The organism is Phycisphaerae bacterium (assembly GCA_035384605.1).
Lineage (GTDB): Bacteria > Planctomycetota > Phycisphaerae > UBA1845 > PWPN01 > JAUCQB01.
In genome coordinates this window covers 1-19237 of sequence record DAOOIV010000055.1, presented here as the reverse complement: position 1 = coordinate 19237, position 19237 = coordinate 1, and the positions used below count along the sequence as shown (strand labels likewise).

Below are 19237 nucleotides of genomic sequence, written 5' to 3'. Positions count from 1 at the left end.
GAGCATGGGTTCGAAGTGAAACATGACGATCAAGGATTATCAGCTCTATCACGTTCGCCCGCGTTATTTGCTCCTTAAGATTGAGACGGATGATGGGCTCTACGGCTGGGGCGAACCGACGCTGGAGGGTCAGACGCCGGCGGTTGAAGCGGCGATCGGGCAATTGATGCGGCTGATCAAGGGTGAAGATCCCCGACGGATCGAACATCTCTGGCAACGAATGTATCGAGGCGGTTTCTACCGCGGCGGTCCCGTCTTGTGCAGTGCGATTTCCGGCATCGAACAAGCCTTGTGGGACATCCTGGGCAAATCGCTGAACGTGCCGGTCTATCAATTGCTCGGCGGCCGGGTACGCGACCGGATCCGACTCTATGGACAGATCGGCAGCAGACGCCCCGAGATCCTGATCGAGCGGTTTCGCCGCCTGCGGGCCCAAGGCATGACCATGGCGAAGTTCAGCCCGTGGTGGGCGACGAAGATCGTCGATTCGCCGGCCGTGGTTGAGCGGGCGGTCGACCTGATGGCGGCAGTCCGCGAGGAAGCGGGGAGCGGGTTTGATCTGGCGCTCGATTGTCACGGCCGCCTCAGTCCAGCCATGGCCATTCGTTTTGCGAAGGCCCTGGAGCCGTACCACCCGATGTTCCTGGAGGAACCGTGTCTGCCCGAAAACGTCGACACCATGGTCACTGTTGCCCGCTCGACGTCGATCCCGATCGCCACGGGTGAGCGGTTGTTCACCAGGTGGGGGTTTCGCGAGGTGTTGGAGAAGCAGGCGGCGGCCATCATCCAGCCGGACCTGTCGCACATTGGCGGTATCTTCGAGGCCCGCAAAGTGGCGGCGATGGCGGAAGTGTACTATGCGGCCGTCGCGCCGCACTGCCCGCTGAGCGCGGTGTCCCTTGCAGCATGTCTGCAACTGGCCGCGTGTATCCCCAACTTCCTGGCCCAGGAACACGTGAGCCTGGGCGAGAAGCTGCTCGTCCAGCCCTTCGTCATTCAGGACGGTTACGTGGGAGTTCCGGATAAACCTGGTCTCGGCATTGAGGTCGACGAGGGCAAGCTGGCGGAACTTCTTTACGACGGCCATTGGACGACGCCTGAACTGCGACACGACGACGGGTCAGTGGCGGATTGGTAGTAAAGGCCGTCGGCGATCAGCTTTCGGCGGTCAGCACTTGATTGATCCGTGTCTGCACGCCATCGTTTTTCCTGTGACGGGCCGGCCGCATCAGGATTCAGGCCGCGAAGCCGAATCAGGCACGAGGCGCGGAAGGCCTCGGGCAGGGCGGGGTCGTCGATGAGCCAGATATCGCCCGCCGGATCCACACTGATACCCTCGATACTGATATATGGCATCCTTCGCGGGGCGGGGAAATCGTGCAGCAGCTTTCGCAGATCGAGCCCGTTGATGTCGTGAAGATTGAGCCATCGCTCGGCGGTGCCGGCCCGCGGGTCGAGTCTCAGGATCCAGGCTCCGTTGCGATCGACGGCCAGCAGACGGCCCGAAGGCAGCACGGTCAGCGCATTGAGGGTCTGCTCGGGTCCTTCTCTGAGGGTCCACACCGCCGAGGTCAGCTTGTGGGTGAGATCTTGCTGGATGGCCAGGCGTCCCCCGATGAGCCGGCCGCGGCCGACCTTCGGGTCGCGGAAGAACAGTCTCGGTCCGGGGTCGCCCCCGTGATAGCTGGTGCCCTCCTCGGCCCAGTAGAAGAACCCCGGTTGCCCGGCCCACGCGAGGGCCTCAAGTCCGTCGTTGCGATCGCTACCCCGCTCATCCTCCGCCTCCTCGTAAATATGCAAGGACAGAATCTGTGCCTGGGCGTCGGGTCCGTGAGCAAGAGGAACCAGTTCGAGAACAGTCGAATAGGGTTCCTCGGCGGCCACGAACAGGCTAGTCTCGTGGGAGGGCAAGATCGAAGGGGCGATCGTGACAGCTTCCAGGTCGAGGTAGGGGCCCTTATCGCCGGTCAGGCGGGCTTCGACGCGGTCGTGCAGGTCATCCAGGATTTCGGCCGGTATTTCGGAATGGCTGCTCGCGAAGGTCTCCCAGCCCTCGGCCGGTGGAACGACTGTGAAGCATTCGTCGACCTGGATCGTACCTTGGTGTTGGGCGTCCGCCAGCGTGGCGGCTGAGATGAAATGGATTTTTCCTGCCGACGGGCCGCCGTTGCGGTCACTGGTCATCCAGAGCCCGTCTCGCCGGCCCAGCCTGCCAAAATGCAGAGCGGAACACTGCTGCACGTCATGTTGACCGTCCGCGGTTCGCAGTCTGTAGTACTCGATGCGGACGGTCGCAGGGGTGGTGGTCGGCCGTGAGGCGGCTGGGGACGAAGAGGGAGTCCCCGGATTCGCAGCTAATACCAGCAACATGGCGACGGTGCAGCCCATGAATGGGACTCGATACCCGGTTTGGCCAACGTTTTCAACCGCCCGGATCAGGCGATATGATCAGGTCGTTGTCTCGAGAATCGGGAGGTATGATGATGACTCGCCGGGAATTCGTTTCAGGTGCGGTGGCGATGGTGTCCGGGATGACCACAAGCATGGCACAATCAGCCAGGCAAGCAGCGACGGATCGAGCGTTCAAGGCGTTACGGGTGGCTCAGGTGGGCGTGCAGGGCCATTTTGGGGATATCGTTACAGGCATCCCGAAGGTGGAAGGGTGCAGCCTGGTTGCCGTTGCCCGGTCGTTTCCGGACGAACCGGTCGAGCAGCTCAAGGAGAAGCCGGTTTGGAACCCCGACACGAGGATATTCGATGACTACCGGCAGATGCTCGATGAGGTGAGGCCCGACATCGTCGCGGCCTTCGCGCCGTATGCGCACAACGGCCAAGTGAGTATCGAAGCCGTCAGGAGAGGCTGTCACGTGATCAGCGAGAAGCCTCTGGCGTCGACGCTTGAGGATCTCGACGCCCTGCGGGCCGAGCGGGACCGCGCGAAAGTCCGCGTGACCGCCATGCTGGCGATGCGTTTTCATCCCGGCCTGATGGCCGCGCACAAAGCCGTCCAGGAGGGTTCGATCGGCGAGCCGCTGCTGATCTCGGCCCAGAAATCCTACGCCTGGGGCCAGGGGCGTCCGTGGTATTTCAAGCTCCGCAAGAACTACGGCGGTTCCATTCCATGGGTGGCCATTCATGCCATCGATTTCATACGGTTTGTCACCGGCTTGGATTTCACCTCCGTCACTGCCCGCCAGGCGGTGAAGGTTCACAAGGATTATCCTGAGTGCGAGGATTGCGGGGCACTGTTGTTTGACATGAGCAACGGAGGGCAGGCGACTCTGACGTTTGACTATTTCCGGCCGCCAAAGGCCGGAAGTCACGGGGACGATCGTCTTCGGGTGGCCGGCTCCAGGGGCGTGGTCGAGGTGCGGATCACCAACACGACCTTCTGCGAACTCATCACCGATGAACAGGGCCCTGCCCAGTTGCCGCTTTCCGACGAGAGTCACAACATCTTCATTGATTTCGTCGAGAGCCTCCGCGGGTTGCGTCCCCATTTTCTGAGTGAGGAGGATCCTTTCCGCGCGACGGAGGTCGCCCTCAAGGCACGCGACTCAGCGGACCGGCGAGTGACCGTTGCGTTGTAAGCGGCTGTCCCGCTTGTCCGCGGAAACGGGTGGATTGGCGGAAGGTGCGGCTGTCGTTAGAATCCACTCTTGCCACGGACCGCCGTGCGGTCCCGGGCGCGAAGTGAAAGAGGCAAAGAACCCGACACAGGAGCGCGACATGATAGACAGCAGACTGACGCGACGTTCGTTCATTCGGCAGGGGCTGGTGGGTGGGACGGTGGCCGGTGCGGCTTCCTTGGGGTTGAACGCAGCGAGTATTGCCCGGGTGATCGGGGCCAACGAGCGTATCAATCTCGGCCTGATCGGGGGCGGTCATCGCGGCCGGTTCATCGTCGAGCAAATGGCCAAGGGCTCGGGCGACAACTTTGCCCTGGTCGCTTTTGGCGACATCTGGACGCAACGACGGGAGAGTTACCCGGCCGAGGCAGAGAAGATCCTCGGGATCAAGCCCAAGGCCTATGCCGACTATCGCAAGCTGCTGGAAGACGCCGACGTGGACGCTGTGGTCATTGCCACGCCGGATCATCAGCACGCCGGACAGGCCATCGACGCGGTCCAGGCCGGCAAGCATGTCTACGTCGAGAAACCGATCATCGGTTTGCACGTTGACCTGCACGAGTTGAACAGGCTCTACGACGTCGTGAAAGCCTCGAAGATGGTCGTGCAGCACGGCACGCACGGCGTCAGCTCACCGGCCGTTCGGGCAATCAAGGAACTGATCGCGGAGGGCAAACTCGGCAAGCTTTTCCGCGTCGAGTCGACCGAGACGGCCTATGTTCCTTACTGGGCTCACTACCAGGGACCGGCAACCGTGTCCGAGACCGACTGGAAGGCCTGGTTGTACAACCGGCCGGAGCGCCCGTTCGACGCCAACATGTGCGCGAAGTGGATGGGATACAAGGAGATCACGAGCGGCACGATCGGGGGCTGGATGACGCATTTCATCACCTTCGTTCACTTCGTGACCGGATGCGATTATCCGCTGTCGGCGGTTGCCTGGGGCGGCCGCTATGCCCCGACGAACGACCCGAAGTGCACCGCCCCGGACCAGACCATGGTCATGCTGGACTACGCCGAGGGTTTCCACACCCAGTTCACCAGCCACTTCGGCAGCGAGATTGACAATGAGACGACCGTGTTCATGTTTGAGAAGGGCTGCGTCAAGACCCGGTTCGGCCACCATCCTGGCAATCCGCTGGTTTCAGGCGAGGGCACGAACAACAAGCTGGAGGCCCACAAACTGCTCGGAGAAACCGTCGATCCGCCGTATCCCGGCGCCGCCCACGTGAAGAACTGGTTCGACTGCATCCGCAACAACGGCCGGCCCAACGCCGACATGGATCTCGGCCACAAGCAGGGCGTTGCAGTCGCTCTGGGCGACCTGGCCTGGGACCTGAACTGCAAGGTCGTGTACGACAAGGCCAAGCGCGAGGTGAGGCGAGCTTGAAGAATAAACCAGAAGGAGGGGGGGCGCCCCTGTCGGCTCATCGCTGCCGCGTGCCCTGCCCACGGCCTTGCGCGGAGATGCTTGCTCTCTGATCACAAGCAGGCAGCGTCTGCGCGCGGACCAGTCTGCCTGCCGGCTTCCTGCCGACGTGCGCCTTCGGGCAAGAGACTTATCTCTCACAGTCGATCTTGCCGGCGGCGGCCTGGGGGTTTGATTTGAGCCAGGCGCGGTAAAGTTCGAAGAAGGCAGGGGCGTCGAGGAGCTCGATCTTCGGATTGGCGGCGCGGGCCCGGTCGTAGACTTCGATGTACCAATCCGGCGATTTCAGAATGCCTCGGAACCAGTGGAATGGCACGCTTCGCCTGGCGACGCGTCCGACGATGGTTCGCGCGGCCCGTTCGGCATTGTCGCCCAGATCATAACCGGCTCTCAGAACCGGCATGTTGCCGTGCAGCAGGGTGGCGGGGATCTTCTGGGGGACGATGCCGTTGGGGCTGAACTTCGCGTAGCAATCGAGGCCGTCCTTATTCAAGCCGGGAGCGTAGCCGTCGATGATAAAGCCGGTGATCGTGATACCCCAGCGGGCGTAGATCGGAGTGCAGTGCTCAGCCCAGAGGTCCAGGCCGCTGGGCAACCCGGAGATGTCTCGCGGCTCCTGGAGCATGCCCGGGTTGAGGTAGCCGGCCCCGTTGTCGGCGGCGGCGAAGTAATCGTTCGGCGTGGCCGTGCGGCGGAGGTAGTCCATGGCCATTCCTGCGCGACGTTCGAGCACCGGGCTGATGGACCACATGAGCGGCAACTTGCCGCGGCCCGGATGGTCCCAGACCACGGGTACGAACTGGTACAGCCACGCGGCCGAGTCGAAGTCCCCGACGTAGAAGATCACGAATTGCCGCCCGTCGAAGTTGACCTGTCCGTTCGGTTGAAGCAGGCCGCGGTTGATAAGCCGCTGTTTGGTGACCCACGGCTGCGGATACCGCTTGTTCAGCGGAAAATGCGCATAGAACGACGCGTTCGCCATCGCGGCACTGCCGAGGGCATCGGCGTCGATGAAGGCGTTGTAGGCCCCGATCAGTCTGGCCGTTTCCCACTCCGTGGGAACGGGCTCGTGCGTGCCGCCGGCTTTGCCCGCGTTGGTGTATTTGAAGGCCCAGGGCGTAAAACCTCCGATGTGGAGCATCTGCCGCCCGCTTGTCCGGTCATAGGCGCTCCGGAGGAGTGCCTTGAACGTCTGGAGATCGGTACCGGGCTTCTGGGCACGGTCATCGATCGGCGTTTCGTCGGCCCAGACGTTCAAGTCAAAAAAGAAGGCCTTCTTCGCAACAAAGAAGTCATGGTTACTCAGGGTGTGCTGGTTTGGGCCGGCGGCGGTCGGGCATTTCTGCCAGAACGAGTCGATGTAGTAGCCGGCATAACCTGCTTCGACCTTGCCGGTGTCGATGTAGTGGTGCTTGAGCCACAGATAGGCGTCGCACTTGGCGCTGCCGGTGGACGGCTGGTCGGTGCCGGGGATGTTACCCTGACCGGTGAACATGGATGAACCGTTCTCGTTGAGCAGGCGCCTGACGACCGGCAGACGGGGACCCGAAGTGATGAGCCGGCTGTAGAGGCTGTTGGGCGAAGGGTCGTAGCGGACGGCGATGAGGTTCTCGACGCCGGCGATGGTTGAGGCAAGGTTGCTGGTGGCCGGGACGGCGGGGTCGTAGACGACGGCCCCTTTGACGAGCTTCTTATACTTGTCGATCAGGGCCCCAAGGTCTGGAACCATTGCCCGCGTGCGTCCGGCAAGCCACTGGCCGGGTTCCGACATGCGGCCTAGCCAATACTCGTCAATGCACCTGCCGCCGGACTCGACGAAGAGAATGTAAAGGTTGGCCTCCTCGCGGTTCACGATGCCCTGGAGCGTGGCAACGGCGTGAACGTGATCCCACGCGGCGGCCACTTCCTGCGGATTCTGTGCGTTGAATCGCAGGGCATATCGCAAGTCGTACACGGTGAATGGTCCGGCGAGATATCCGAGCGAGCCGATGGCGAGCAATACTGCGTTTGACAGCATCGTCTCGTTCCTCCCGCGAAGCGTCCGCGCCGCATTGGGGCACAAAGGCAGGTTGCAGCGACCGTTATGGCAACCGGTTCCTTGGAGGTATAAAATAGCTTGTCCGTTATGTCGAGACGCTTGCGCCTTCGAGATGAAAGCTTATCCCGAACCCCCGACGGCTGGAAGCCGGTCCCATCCAGGTTTTGGGATAGGTTCTGACAGGCTGAGGAGCCGTATCGGATGATGACGAGCGGTTTTCGCTGTCCCAAGGCTCGTCGGCGGGCATCGCCGCGAGGGGCATTGAGCCCCGTCAACACGGCGGGGAGAGCCGCGGTCGGCCCCCCGGAGCGGGGTCATGACAGCGGGGTGCCGGGTGGTGAGCCGACAACGGCGTTCCGGGCGTTGGAGTGGCTGTGACCATGGCTGTCGAGGATCTCGAATCTCGATTTGCCCAGGATGCCGAGCGAAGCGGCTTGGTACCTCGGGGGGCAGCGGTTGTTGCGGGGGTATCCGGCGGCGCAGACTCGGTGGCGATGCTTCATCTCTTGTGTGGATTGAACCGGCGAGGCTGGGGTCTGAGAATTCACGTTGCCCACCTCAACCATCAGCTTCGCGGAGCCGAGGCGGATAAGGATGCGAGGTTCGTGCGCGAGTTGGCCGAGGGCCTTCTTCTGGACTGCACGGTTGGAACCGCCGATGTTCGCGCGCGGGCTTCCCAAGACGGCGTCTCCATCGAGCAGGCTGCTCGGCGATGCCGTTTCGAGTTTTTCGAGCGGGTGTGTCTCAAGTCGGGAGCCGGCACGGTGGTGCTGGCGCACCACGCCGATGACAATGCCGAGACGATCCTGCATCGAATCGTGCGGGGTACCGGTTTGCGGGGGTTGGCCGGCATCCGGGGCTCACGGCCGATCCGGCCGGGCAGCGGTATTCAGGTGGTCCGACCCATGTTGTCGTTTCGCAGGAGTGAGATCGAGGAGTACGTTCGCGACCGCGCCTTGCCTTTCCGCCATGACGCAACCAACGACGCCGACAGCTACACGCGCAATCGTATTCGCAATGACATACTGCCGTTGCTGCGAGATTCGATCAATCCACAGGTTGCCGAGGCACTTGTTCGCCTGGGCGAGCAAGCCCGCGACGTGGACGAGTATCTGACGGAAACCGCGGGGCGGATGCTTGAGTCGATGATCGTCGAGCGCGACGATCGGCAGATCGTGCTACTGAGCACGTCGCTGGCTCGAAAACCTCGCCTCATCAAAACACAACTGATTCGTGAGGCGATGTTGCGTCTGGGAGTCAGCGAGGCGGAGATCGGCTATTCGCATCTGACCGCTGTCGCGGCGATGGCGGAGGAAACGGAGGGCAGCAAGGCGATGGACCTGCCCGGCGGCCTGCGTGTTTTCAGAAGATACGATCGCCTGGTGCTGCAACTGGAAGCGGAGCCTGCGGGAGTGGCACCGGTTCCCGGCGAGATACGCGTAGGCATTGACGGCAGGACTTCGCTGTTGCCATTCGGCATCGAGTTGAGCGTCGAGACCCTCCTTGCCGATCAGAGCCTGATTGCCGAGCACATCCGAACGGCGGCCTCGCGCGGGCAGGTGTCCTGGGAGGAGTGGATCGACGCCGACCAGGTGCATCCTCCGCTGATCGCCCGGTTGCGCCGTCCCGGTGACCGGTTCTTGCCGCTCGGGATGAGCGAGCTGAAGAAGTTGTCGGATTTCTTTATTGACGAGAAGATTGACGCCGACGTGCGAGAGCGGACGGTGTTGTTGTGTGATCGGCTGGGTCCGATTTGGGTGGTGCCGCTGCGGATCGACGATCGCGTTCGTCTGACTGAAGCAACGCGGCGAGTGATGCGTCTTTCAGCCCGGCCGTTGTCCGCTCCGCGTGATTGAGCGAGTCCCCAATGGGCCAACGTGATGAATAATGCAGCCTGCGGCTCACGAATGCGGCGATGGGGCTGGTTGATCGTGCTGTTCGTGATCGCCGCCGGTCTGCGGGCCGGATGGGTGTGCTTCCGGTACGGCGGTCCGGCTTCTCCTGGGCACGAATACCCTGACGAGAAGGCCTATCAGGATGTGGCCAGATCACTGGCCGCCGGTGACGGTTTGGTGGACGAGTTCGGCTATCGAGCTACGTACATGCCGGGCTATCCGGCGTTCCTGGCTCTGTTCGCGGACGGGTCCGACGCTTTCTCACCCGGTCGGTCTTATTGGGCTCGACTGACTCAAGCAATTCTGGGAGCGTTCATTGCCCCGGTCGTGTACATTCTGGCTGCTGGGTGGCTGTCGCTTGCCGGATTTGTGTCAGAGCAAGCCGGTTCGCGCACGGCGGTACCGGTGCTTGCCGGTCTGGCGGTGGCGATCGATCCGTTCCTGGTGTTCTTCTCCGGATTGCTGCTCACCGAGACGCTGTTTGTGGTTGCGTTGGCACTGGCATGGACGTGCGTCTTGTCGCTCTGCCGCCGCGATCGCAGGGTTAGCCCTGCCCCGGTGATCGGCGCCGGCCTGATGTTGTGGCTGTGCCTGATGTTGCGACCGTCGGCGGTGGTTCTGGTTCCGCCGGTTGCCGTGGCGATTGTGCTTGCCCGGGGATTTGACCGGCAGGGCCTGGCGGCCGCGGTGTCGGTGCTTCTTCTTGTGGCGGTCGGGCTGAGCCCCTGGGCGGCCAGAAATCGCCGGGTGATCGGAGAGTGGCGATGGTTGACGACCAGAGGCGGCATTTCCCTCTATGATGGTTTTCAGTCGCAAGCGACGGGGGCCAGCGATCTGGCACACACCAAGACGATGCCGCAGGTGCAGGGCTTGAGCGAGGTTGAGTGGGACCGCTTCTTCCGCAACCAAGCATGGTCGGCAATCCGGCAGGATCCTGGACGGGCGGTTCGGCTGGCGTGGGCCAAATTCCGGCGGACCTGGAGCCCGTGGCCCAATGTTGAGAACTATCGCGGCAGCGCTGCGGGGCTGGCAGGGGCCCTGTGGACGATCTGCATCCTGCTGTCGGCCTTTCCGGGGTGGTGGGGCTACCGCCGGGCAGTGGGGGCGTGGATGGTGTTGTTGTTGCCGGTAGCCGCGTTCACCCTGCTCCACATGGTCTATGTGGGGAGTGTCAGGTATCGTTTGCCGGTAATGCCTTTTGTCACGATCCTGGCAGCGGCCGGTCTGGTTCGGCTTGTTGCCGTTCTACGCGGCGGTTGTCCGGTAGGGGGTCGGACGCCGTCATCGCCCCTTCGGTGAGGAAGGCGGTACTTTCCGTAAAAGCTCACTGTTGTGAGGCCTCGCCGGTCCCTGAAAGATGCGCGACTTCGGCGGTCAGCATTTGCGCCTCGGGAAGAACATGCTGCGACAGAACGTGCCTGACGAAATCGTGGTGCACGGCGCTGACGTGCGTTCCTGTCCAGCCATAGGCTTCGTAGCGGCGGGTCCATGGGATGTTGCGTATCTTCGACGACAGACCTCGCAGGCCGACTAATCCGGCCGGGTGGGAGCCCAATGCGCCGTCGATCGTGCCCAGTACTTGCACCGGCCCGCCGAGTACTCCGTCATTTGGGGAATAGTAGACAAAAATGGTTCCCCGGACATTGGCCAGTGCTTTGCTCATCTCGTATTCCGACGAAAGGCTCGAACTGAGCAGGATCACATTACCGATCTTGGCCGGGGGGGTCAGATGCTCGCACGCCCAGACAGCCACGCCCGTCCCTGCCGAGAGGGCGATAAGGTGAACCTCATTGTTTGGGTATTCTGCCAGATAATGCTCGATTTCCCGAGCCAGCTTTCTGCCCTGGGCTCTGGCCACGGCCCGGAAAACGGTCTGGTCGAGCAGCGGATTGAGCGTCGCCGACCAGCGATAGGTTGCGATGCGGCCGCGATATCCGGCCTCGCGCAAACCCTGCGGCACGGCCAGTTGGCCGAAACCCCAGTTGCCGGCGCCGTCGATGTAGTAGATCCTGCCGAATTGATCCTCGGGGCGGAAATCCCGGCTTGAATTGGAGCAGCCTGCGGCCAAGGCCAGCGCCGCCAAGGCCAGCGTGTATCGTTGTCCCCTCTGCGTGAGCAGCAGGGAGTACCTGTACGTATCCCTCATGGCTTCTTTCCCCTGAACCCTGCTGTTTTTATGCCTCGGATTGACGGAAGGTCAAGGGTTGGAAAGAGGTTCTGGAGCGAGGGGGGTTCTCGGCAGTCCTCATGACTCTTTCGATATGCTTGGGCCGCTCAGCGGGGCCGGCATTATGGGACGGTGGCATACATTGTTTCTGATGCCGCCATACGGCGTGCGGTGAGCGGAGTTCCAACCCAGCCGGCGTCGCTGGTGCCGGCTTATCCTGTCATCTCGGTGGACGTTCTTATTTGCGGTTGCAGCTTGTCGGGTGTCGTTGAACCTATCTTCGGAGCATCAGCCGACGGTGGTTTTGTTCACGGCGTTTGGGCTCGGGTTTCGAAAGCACCTTGAGACCCTTGCGGGTGTCCGCCAGCTTGAAGACCGCTCGTGCCTTGCCGCCCGCGCCTCCGGTCGTGCAGTATGCGTAGCTGATATTGATGTGTGCGTTGGCAAACCGCATGCAGATGTCGGCCAGGGCGCCGGGTCGGTTGGGCATCTCGACCATCAGCACTTCGGTCTCCATCGTCGGCAGATTCAGCTTGCGGAGGGCCACTCTTGCTCTCTCAACGTCGGCGGTCACGAGCCGCAAGACGCCGTGCTCGCTGGAGTCCATGACGGTCATTGCCAGGACGTTGATCTTGGCCTGAGCAAGCTGTTGTGTCACCTGGGCCAGAACGCCCGGCTTGTTAACCATGAACACGGAGAACTGTGTCACCAGTTCCATCGCACACCTCCTGTCGTCATGTGGGGCATGTTACACACATCGGTCGCCCTCGACTGCTCGTTACCGCCGTACTCGTCGCCGGCCGGCCGGCCGATGGGCCACCACCGCCCGACGTGCCGGTTGTGATATGCTGTCGCGGCCTTGCACGCACCGTAGTTCCCCGGCTGACCGGCAGCTTTGCCGGCAGGGTGGGGTTGTTCATGGAGACGGCGGCTGAATCGGTGATGAGCGGAGCGCAAGCGGACCTCTCTGTTGTCAGGGCGCAGATGCTTGCGGTTTTGGAACGTCTTGAGATGCTCACAGATCTATTATAACCGGGTGCCGCCGAAAGGCCAATGAAAAAACGGTCTACGAAGGACTCGTCGGTTCGGGCACGTGTGCAGCGAGTTGTGGCGACCGATTCTACGCGTCGTCGTTGCGGCGGCCGGCCAAGGTCGCCATCAGTTGGCGTTTGAGGATTTTTCCGCTCGGGGTGCGGGGCAAGCTGTCCCGGACAAAGATCTCCCGCGGCACCTTGAAGCCGGCGAGGTGGTCGCGGCAGAACGCTCTCAACTCGGCCCCCGTAACCTGGGAACACCCGTTCAGGATGACAAAGGCGACGACCACCTCGCCCCGCATCTCGTCGGTCTGACCGACGACCGCGGCTTCCTGGACGGCGGGATGTTGTTCGAGGACCGCTTCTATTTCGCGGGGGTAGACGTTTTCGCCCCCGACGATGATTATGTCCTTGCTGCGGCCGGTGATGGTGATGTGCCCGTCGTCGGCGATCTGAACGATGTCCCCGGTTCGCAGCCATCCGTCCTTGTCGATGACCGCTTTCGTCTCTTCCGGCCGGTTGTAGTACCCTTTCATCACGGAAGGACCGCGGACGTAGAGTTCGCCTGTCTGGTTCGCCGGCAAGGAGCAACCGTTCTCGTTGCGGATCTGGACCTCGACGCCCGGCAGCGGCAGACCGACGGAGCCCACACGATGCGCAGAGGGAAGATCGCAGGAAATCACCGGCGAAGTCTCGGTCATGCCATAGCCCTCCATCAGCCGGATTCCTGTTCTTTCGAGCATCAAGTCATAAATCTTGCGAGGGAGGGGTTCCCCGCCGCTGACGGCAATCTTGATGCCGCGGCATCTGGAGGCGTCGATTGACTTCAGTCGACCGATGGCGGCGTACATGCTTGGCACGGCGAGCAACAGAGTGATGTCGGGGTTTGCCGCAATCGTCTCGTAGACCGCCTGGGCGGAGAACCGGGGGATGAATGTGACGGTGGCCCTAAGCATGACGGGCAGCAGATTGAGGATCGTCAGGCCGAACACGTGGAAGGGCGGGAGCACGCCCAACAGATGGTTTTCGGGGTCGAGTTGAAGATGACGTATCGCCGCTTGTACATTGTTTTCGAAGTTGGCGTGGCTCAGACAGACGCCTTTGGGCCGTCCGGTGCTGCCCGAGGTGTAGACGATCGCCGCGGTGTCGTCCGGTGAAACCGGCGGGGGTTCCGGTGTTGGTCTGAGCTTTTCCCAAAGATAGCGGCGAGGCAGGCCCAATTGTTCGATATAGAGGGTACGGATGGGGAGCGTTGCCAGGATCGACTCGAAGTAGCGGGTGCCGATAACAAGGTCGATGTCCGCATCCTCGATGATCGAGGTCAGTTCGCGGGCCTGAAGGAGGAAATTCAGAGGTATGGCGGTCCGTCCGGCCCAGATCACGCCCAGCAGCGTGCTCATTCCCGCGGAACTGCCCGGCAGCAGGATGCCGACCCGCCGGCAGGCGGTTTCCTTCAGAACGATACGGCGAATCACCTTTGCCAAGGTTGTCAGTTGGGCGTAACTCAAGCGACGGAAGGGGTCGATGACTGCCGTCTTGGCGGGAAACCGACCGGCGGCATCCAGGAGTGATTCAATGACCATGACGCACGAGCTCCGGGTTGGCGAGCTGTGAAGACGCAGGCATGCTATCATGTCGTGCGGCCTGCGTCCACAGTCGGACGATGGAGAACGTCGGTGAGCTGTTTTGATCGGGCAGCGGCCGAGCGCTGCCGTGAAAGCTTGAATGTGGTTAGAATGCGTGGGCGGAATCGCCATGATCATCGCCGTATGCGGATGAGGTCACGATGAACAGCTTCAAACAGAGCATGTGCGGGCGGTCGGCTCAAACGGCCTTTTATTCTGGAGTTCTGCTGGTTCTCTTGACCGGCTGCACCCAACTCGGGCCGCGGGAACGTCAGAGCCTGATCGAGGCCAAGGGGCTGTACGACCAGAATCGGTTCTCGGAGGCGATCAACAGGCTGAATCCGGTGATCAAAGACTTTGGTCAGGCCGCCGAGATTGGTGAGGCGTACTACCTGAGAGGACTGTGCCGCAGCAAACTGAATGACTCCAAGGGGGCGGCGGCGGATTTCGAGCAGGCCATCGCATCGAGCAGAAACGACGCGGTCATCATCCGCTGCAAGATCTCGCTGGCGGCTGTTTCCTTCCAGATGGGGCAATGGTCCAAGGCCGCGGATCTCTATGTCGAAGTGGTGCCGAGGTTGGAAGACAAGCCGCCGGCCGACCAGGTCCTTTTCTACGCGGGTACGGCCCTTCGGCGGGCCGGGCGATGGCGGGAAGCAACCCAGTACTTTGCCCGGATTCTGCATCGGTTTCCCAGCAGCCCGATTGCCGCAGACGCTCGCCGGATGGCCGGCTGGCAGCACGAGTACTTCGCAATTCAGCTCGGGGCCTATCAGGACGCGGCGAATGCTGAACGGGCGGTCCAGGCGTATCGCACGCGTAATCTGGATTTTGTCCAGATGGAGAATCAGCCGTCGGGCGGCCGGGTGCTTTGGGTTGTGATGGCCGGCCGGCATCGCACCTACCAGGACGCCGTGGCAGCGCTCAATCGGATCAGAACGATCGTGCCCGATGCCAATATCATTCCCTAGCGGTTAAACTGGTTAGGGCAGGGGGCAGGCGTCCGGCGGTCAGCGCCCTGCCGAATCGTGAATCTTCCGACGGCGGCCTGCCCGAGGGGTTATGGGGCTATGCCCAAGTCCGCGACAACCCGGTTCTTGCTGCGAATCGGTCGTGCATTGATGGTACGGCCGATCGGGACGGGTGCCCTTTTCCTCGCGACGTTGGGCGCGTGCATGGCCGTCTGCTTCCTGGCCGAGTGGTCCGACCGGGCATCGATCACGCTGGCCGTCAGAACGCTGGGGGCAGCCCCGGCATCGAGTGAGGCGGCCGCTGGTGACGACCGCTCCGCCTTCTCAACGGTCTATCTCGACCTGCTTCGTTCGGACACCGTCCTTTGCCGCACTTTGCTCGTGGTAAGTTATCCCGATTCCCCGGCGGCGGCCGAATGGCGAAAGGCACGCCACGAGTGGGAAGGTGCCCATTCGCCCGAGGCATGGGCAGCCCTTTCCAAGGCCCTGGGTCAACTGGATGCCGAAGCCGAACGCCTCCGTCGCGACGAGGTCACCGGCCGGATGATCCTGGCAGGCCTTGCCGGATTGTCCGAAAGAGTCGACGTGATGCCTTGCGGGTCGCAAGGATTGCTTGACGTCGTGAAGATGTCGGTATCCTGGCCGGTAAGGCGCGGAGACGTGAGGCTGGTAGCGGACTGTTTGTCGCAAATGGCGTGCGATCGGTTGAAGGAAATCCAGATGCGGGCCGCTCAGGAAGCTTCGGATTTCATTCGCCTCCGGCGCGAGAGCCTGAGGCCGGATCAACTGGCTCCCGCCGAGAATGCCATGCGCCGGTTCGTAGAGGAGGAATTAACGTCGCCGGCCGATCTGGTTCATCTCCAGCAACTGAGCCGCTCTGCCGAAGAGGCTGATCTTCCGGTCTTCATCAAGCGAGTGCGACAGGAACTGCTCGCGCTCGATACGCAACGGGCGGAGGCCCGGAACCTGCGCCGGCTCTTGCTCGAAGCGCTGCCGGCCTCCTTGTGGGACGGCGCTCGGCGGCGAAGTGACGAGGGGGAGCTCATTGGTCCCGACATGTCGAGAATCGACGAGAAGCATTTGCCAGACCACGACCCGATATTGGCCGATGTCGCGCAGGTGATTCCGCGAGAGGCTTTGGATCGCAACGTGGTCCTGAGCCGACTGAAGACCCGCGAAGCGGAACTGCTGCAGGATCTGAACCGGCTTCGCAGCGAATTCAACCCCGCGTACATGGGGATCGCCGACAAGCGGGCCGAGCTGGCCCGGACTCGGCGTCAGATCCTGACGCAGGTGATCGGCGAGGCGGCGCAATTGCAGGTCTCGATCGCCGGCATGGCCGCTCGTCAGACGGAGCTGCAGCAGCGCCTCGAGGCCGCCGAGCGTCAGCTCCAGCGTCTGACGGGGAAGCTGGGCCGCTATCAAGAGCTGACCCAGGAACTCGATGCGTCCCGGAAACGCTATTTCCAGGCATGGCTCGACGAGACCCAGGCGATGAAGGATCAGTGGGAGCGGCTGCCGACGGCCGTCCTGCACGTGGTGGATATATCGGCTGATTATGCGGGTCGGCGGGCGCTGCTGGCCAGCCCGTGGAAAGCGGCGTTGACGGGTTGCATTGTCGGGTTTGTGTTGGCCCTTGCGTATGCGGTTGCGGCTGATTTCCTGGACCGCACGCTGAGGTGGCCGGACGAGGTGGAGCGACACGTGAAGCTCTCGGTGGTGGGACGTATCAGGAAATCAGGCAACCGGATCGTTGCCTGAGGTTGGGCATGAGGGAAAAAGGCTGGGATATCGCGATCGCGGTGGTTCGCAACGGCCGACCGCCCGTGCCCGGAGCGATCGTACCGGGCGTTGCCCCCGCGGCATTACCGAGCTTGCGTTCTCTCTGGTCCGCGCTGTTCCCGGCGTCTGACCGGTCGGGAGGCTATTGTCTCATGGTAACGGCCGCCGAGCGGGGCGAGGGCGTTTCGCAGATCGCCACGGGACTGGCCCTGGCAGGCCCGGCAATCTGCCCGGATCGACGGATCGCCGTAGTCGATTTCAATTTCAAGCGTCCGATGGTCGGCAGGCTCTTTCGGATTCCTGCGGTGCAGGGCGTGGCCGATGTGCTGGCCGGCAGATTGCCGATCGAGGAAGCGCCGATTCAGACGCAGGAAATGGCGATCGACGTACTGCCGGCCGGATGTGCTAACGGCAGCGTCCTTTGTCCTTTCCCTTGGCCCGTCGCCGGGCAACTGATCGATCATCTGCGGGCGTATTACGATTACATTCTCCTGGATGCCCCTGCCGTGAACGTCGATGACCTCACTGCCGAACTGGGTTGCCTGGCCGATGGAGTGCTCCTGGTGATCAGGGCGGGGACAACGCATCGCGAAGCTGTTATGGAAGCCAGGTTCAGACTCGACCGGGCGGGTGCGCGGCTTGTCGGTGCGGTTCTTAACGACTGATGCTTTCTTTGACGGAGCCCGACGATCGGCGATGAACTTGTTTGCGGCTCAATCCGATCGCGAACCGATTCTTTTCAGACCCGACGGCGTTGGGGCTTCGCTGGGCTTCTACCTGCCGGCCACGATGCTTTCGCGCTTCATGGGTTTGATCCGGGGCGTTGTGCTAACCTGGCTGATCAGCGAGAGCCAATACGGCCTGTTGCAGATCGCGATGTTGTCCATCTCGATTCTGCATCCGTTGCTGGGTGTCGGCTTCAATGAGGCGATGACTCGTTACGTGCCCCAATACGAGACTCGCGGGGCATTGCGGGCGTTTCTGGCCAGGGCGCTGGCCGGGGCGATGCTGATCAGCCTCGTTGTTTGCGGCCTGGCGTGGTTGGGGGCCGGTCCGCTGGGCCGCTTCCTGTTTGAAATCATGCCGGAGGCCGGCGGATTGCCGGCCGGTTTCGATGTCACACTGATCGGCCACTTGGCCGTCGCAGCAACGTTTTGCCTGGTGCTCTACTTCCTGATGCTCGGCATCCTGCGAGGCCTGCGCATGTTCCGCGCGATCAGTGCGATCGAGACGGTCTATCAGGTCGGATTCACGGTGGTGGCGGTGGTGATCGCCTTGTTCGGATGGAAGAGCGCTCAGGCGATGTTGATCTGTTACGCGGCCAGCGTGCTGGGGACGGTGTTGTTGTTCTCCCCTTGCCTGGTGCGGGTGATCGGTTCGGCCGCCGATCAGCCCGAGCCGCTGTCGGAATCCGGCCGGGCTCTGCTTGGGCAAATGCTTCGTTTCAGCATCTGGGCGGCGTTGGCGGCGCTCATGTGGCAGACCTTGCAGTACTATCCGGTCTGGTACTTGCACAAGGTCTGCGGCCGCGAGGGCGAGGTGACGGGCATCTTCGCGGCCATGAGACTGCTGGCCCAGGCGGTCCTGGTCATTGCTCTGGCGGTGGTGACGGTGGTTCAGACGTCGGTCACCAAGACTTGGGAGACCCAGGGGCGGGAACTGGCCGACCGGCTCTTGCTGCTGGGATTCAAGGCCACGGCCCTGGTCCTTCTGGGGCTTTCCGCAGTGCTGGCCGTCTCGGCCCGATTGCTGGTGATGATTTATCCTTCGTCGTACTCGATCGGCCAGGCCGCGATCACGCCGTCGCTGCTGAACTACGTTCTGTGGTCGTACCTGCTGTTTCAGACTATTCATTTCACCTTGATCGAGAAGACGCGACACGTCTTCGTTCCATGGTGCCTGGGGCTTCTATGTACCGTCGCGCTGAGCAAGTGGCTGGTTCAGCCCGGCTTGCCCGACGAGGCGGCCATCCTGGCGGCGGCGTGGGCCGGTGTCCTGGGCATCACGCCCGCGATGCTTGCCTGCCTGGTATTGCTCAAGCTGGAGAAGCGGCCGTTCGATTTCGGCACCTGGTTGCTGCTGGCGGCCGCCAGTGTCCTGGCCCTGCCGCTCCCGCTGATGGTGCCGGTCATGGGTCTTGTTCTCCTGTTGGCCGCCGGGACGACCGCGATTCTCAACCATGAGGAGAAACGTCAGATCCGCGATTTCCTCGCCACCGGCCACGGCACGGCAAGACAGATTCTCTCACAGCTCGTTGGATGGATGTGAGGCTGAAGAAAGGATGAAGGATGAATTGAGGCGGACTATGTGCGGGTGCCCCGTTCCTGGGTTCGCCCTGAGCGCGTCGAAAGGCTCAGCAGCAAGTGGGGGCTCATCCTAAGGCGGACCGTCTTTTTGCGGGCCGCAGGCCAAGCGCGCGTAAACCGGCAATATGCGCGCGAACCCCACAGATGTCCGGCCGTAAGGATTCAAAGGCGCATGCCCACGCAAAGCCGTGGGCATGGCACCCGGCCTTCGGGTGGAGGATTGGCGTCGTCATGAATGCCGAATGCGGAAGGGATTCCGCGAGGAGTGCGGCCCGGAAAGGATTCCGGGCCGAGCGGTTCATTTGGAGGCGCATGCCCACGCAAAGCCGTGGGCATGGCACCCGGCCTTCGGGTGGAGGAT

At 62.4% G+C, this 19237-nt stretch carries 14 protein-coding genes; 9 read left to right on the top strand and 5 right to left on the bottom strand.

The genetic code is table 11. The features are described 5' to 3' along the window. Positions 1–22: 22 nt before the first annotated feature. A complete protein-coding gene (gene dgoD / locus PLL20_12955) occupies positions 23–1138 on the top strand; it encodes a galactonate dehydratase (GenBank protein ID HPD30900.1) in 1116 nt (371 codons plus the stop codon). On the opposite strand, the gene PLL20_12950 is transcribed toward dgoD, so the two are convergent. Further along, the gene (locus tag PLL20_12950) at positions 1075–2388 is read right to left on the bottom strand and encodes a hypothetical protein (GenBank protein ID HPD30899.1); all 1314 of its coding nucleotides are present in this window, start codon (positions 2386–2388) and stop codon (positions 1075–1077) included. The genes dgoD and PLL20_12950 overlap by 64 nt on opposite strands. Before the next feature lie 89 nt (positions 2389–2477). On the opposite strand from PLL20_12950, the gene PLL20_12945 reads away from it, so the two are divergent. Then, positions 2478–3590, top strand: coding sequence for a Gfo/Idh/MocA family oxidoreductase (locus tag PLL20_12945; protein HPD30898.1), 1113 nt, complete (start codon positions 2478–2480; stop codon positions 3588–3590). A gap of 139 nt (positions 3591–3729) precedes the next feature. After that, the gene (locus PLL20_12940; GenBank protein ID HPD30897.1) at positions 3730–5019 is read left to right on the top strand and encodes a Gfo/Idh/MocA family oxidoreductase; all 1290 of its coding nucleotides are present in this window, start codon (positions 3730–3732) and stop codon (positions 5017–5019) included. A gap of 169 nt (positions 5020–5188) precedes the next feature. On the opposite strand, the gene PLL20_12935 is transcribed toward PLL20_12940, so the two are convergent. Beyond that, positions 5189–7075 carry a GxGYxYP family putative glycoside hydrolase gene (locus PLL20_12935; protein ID HPD30896.1) on the bottom strand — a complete coding sequence of 629 codons (1887 nt, stop codon included), beginning with the start codon at positions 7073–7075 and terminating at the stop codon, positions 5189–5191. Positions 7076–7476: 401 nt separating this feature from the next. On the opposite strand from PLL20_12935, the gene tilS reads away from it, so the two are divergent. Both tilS and PLL20_12925 read left to right on the top strand, forming a co-directional pair. Beyond that, positions 7477–8952 (top strand): tRNA lysidine(34) synthetase TilS, encoded by a 1476-nt coding sequence (gene tilS, locus PLL20_12930; protein ID HPD30895.1) that lies wholly within the window; start codon positions 7477–7479, stop codon positions 8950–8952. 24 nt (positions 8953–8976) lie between these two features. Continuing rightward, positions 8977–10290: a hypothetical protein gene (locus PLL20_12925; protein HPD30894.1), complete on the top strand. Its 1314-nt coding sequence runs from the start codon at positions 8977–8979 to the stop codon at positions 10288–10290. Positions 10291–10315: 25 nt separating this feature from the next. Here PLL20_12925 and PLL20_12920 read toward each other — a convergent pair whose 3' ends face one another. The 3 genes from PLL20_12920 to PLL20_12910 all read right to left on the bottom strand — a co-directional run bounded on the left by PLL20_12920 (position 10316) and on the right by PLL20_12910 (position 13775). After that, the gene (locus tag PLL20_12920) at positions 10316–11137 is read right to left on the bottom strand and encodes a hypothetical protein (GenBank protein ID HPD30893.1); all 822 of its coding nucleotides are present in this window, start codon (positions 11135–11137) and stop codon (positions 10316–10318) included. 295 nt (positions 11138–11432) lie between these two features. After that, a complete protein-coding gene (locus PLL20_12915) occupies positions 11433–11876 on the bottom strand; it encodes an ACT domain-containing protein (protein ID HPD30892.1) in 444 nt (147 codons plus the stop codon). A gap of 402 nt (positions 11877–12278) precedes the next feature. Continuing rightward, a complete protein-coding gene (locus tag PLL20_12910; GenBank protein HPD30891.1) occupies positions 12279–13775 on the bottom strand; it encodes an AMP-binding protein in 1497 nt (498 codons plus the stop codon). 203 nt (positions 13776–13978) lie between these two features. Between PLL20_12910 and PLL20_12905 the strand changes: the two genes are divergently transcribed. The 4 genes from PLL20_12905 to PLL20_12890 all read left to right on the top strand — a co-directional run bounded on the left by PLL20_12905 (position 13979) and on the right by PLL20_12890 (position 18838). Next, positions 13979–14788 (top strand): tetratricopeptide repeat protein, encoded by an 810-nt coding sequence (locus PLL20_12905; GenBank protein ID HPD30890.1) that lies wholly within the window; start codon positions 13979–13981, stop codon positions 14786–14788. A 99-nt stretch (positions 14789–14887) separates the two neighbouring features. Then, the gene (locus PLL20_12900; GenBank protein HPD30889.1) at positions 14888–16549 is read left to right on the top strand and encodes a hypothetical protein; all 1662 of its coding nucleotides are present in this window, start codon (positions 14888–14890) and stop codon (positions 16547–16549) included. Positions 16550–16557: 8 nt separating this feature from the next. Then, positions 16558–17235: a CpsD/CapB family tyrosine-protein kinase gene (locus PLL20_12895; GenBank protein HPD30888.1), complete on the top strand. Its 678-nt coding sequence runs from the start codon at positions 16558–16560 to the stop codon at positions 17233–17235. A 31-nt stretch (positions 17236–17266) separates the two neighbouring features. Continuing rightward, positions 17267–18838, top strand: coding sequence for an oligosaccharide flippase family protein (locus PLL20_12890; protein ID HPD30887.1), 1572 nt, complete (start codon positions 17267–17269; stop codon positions 18836–18838). Positions 18839–19237 lie beyond the last annotated feature (399 nt).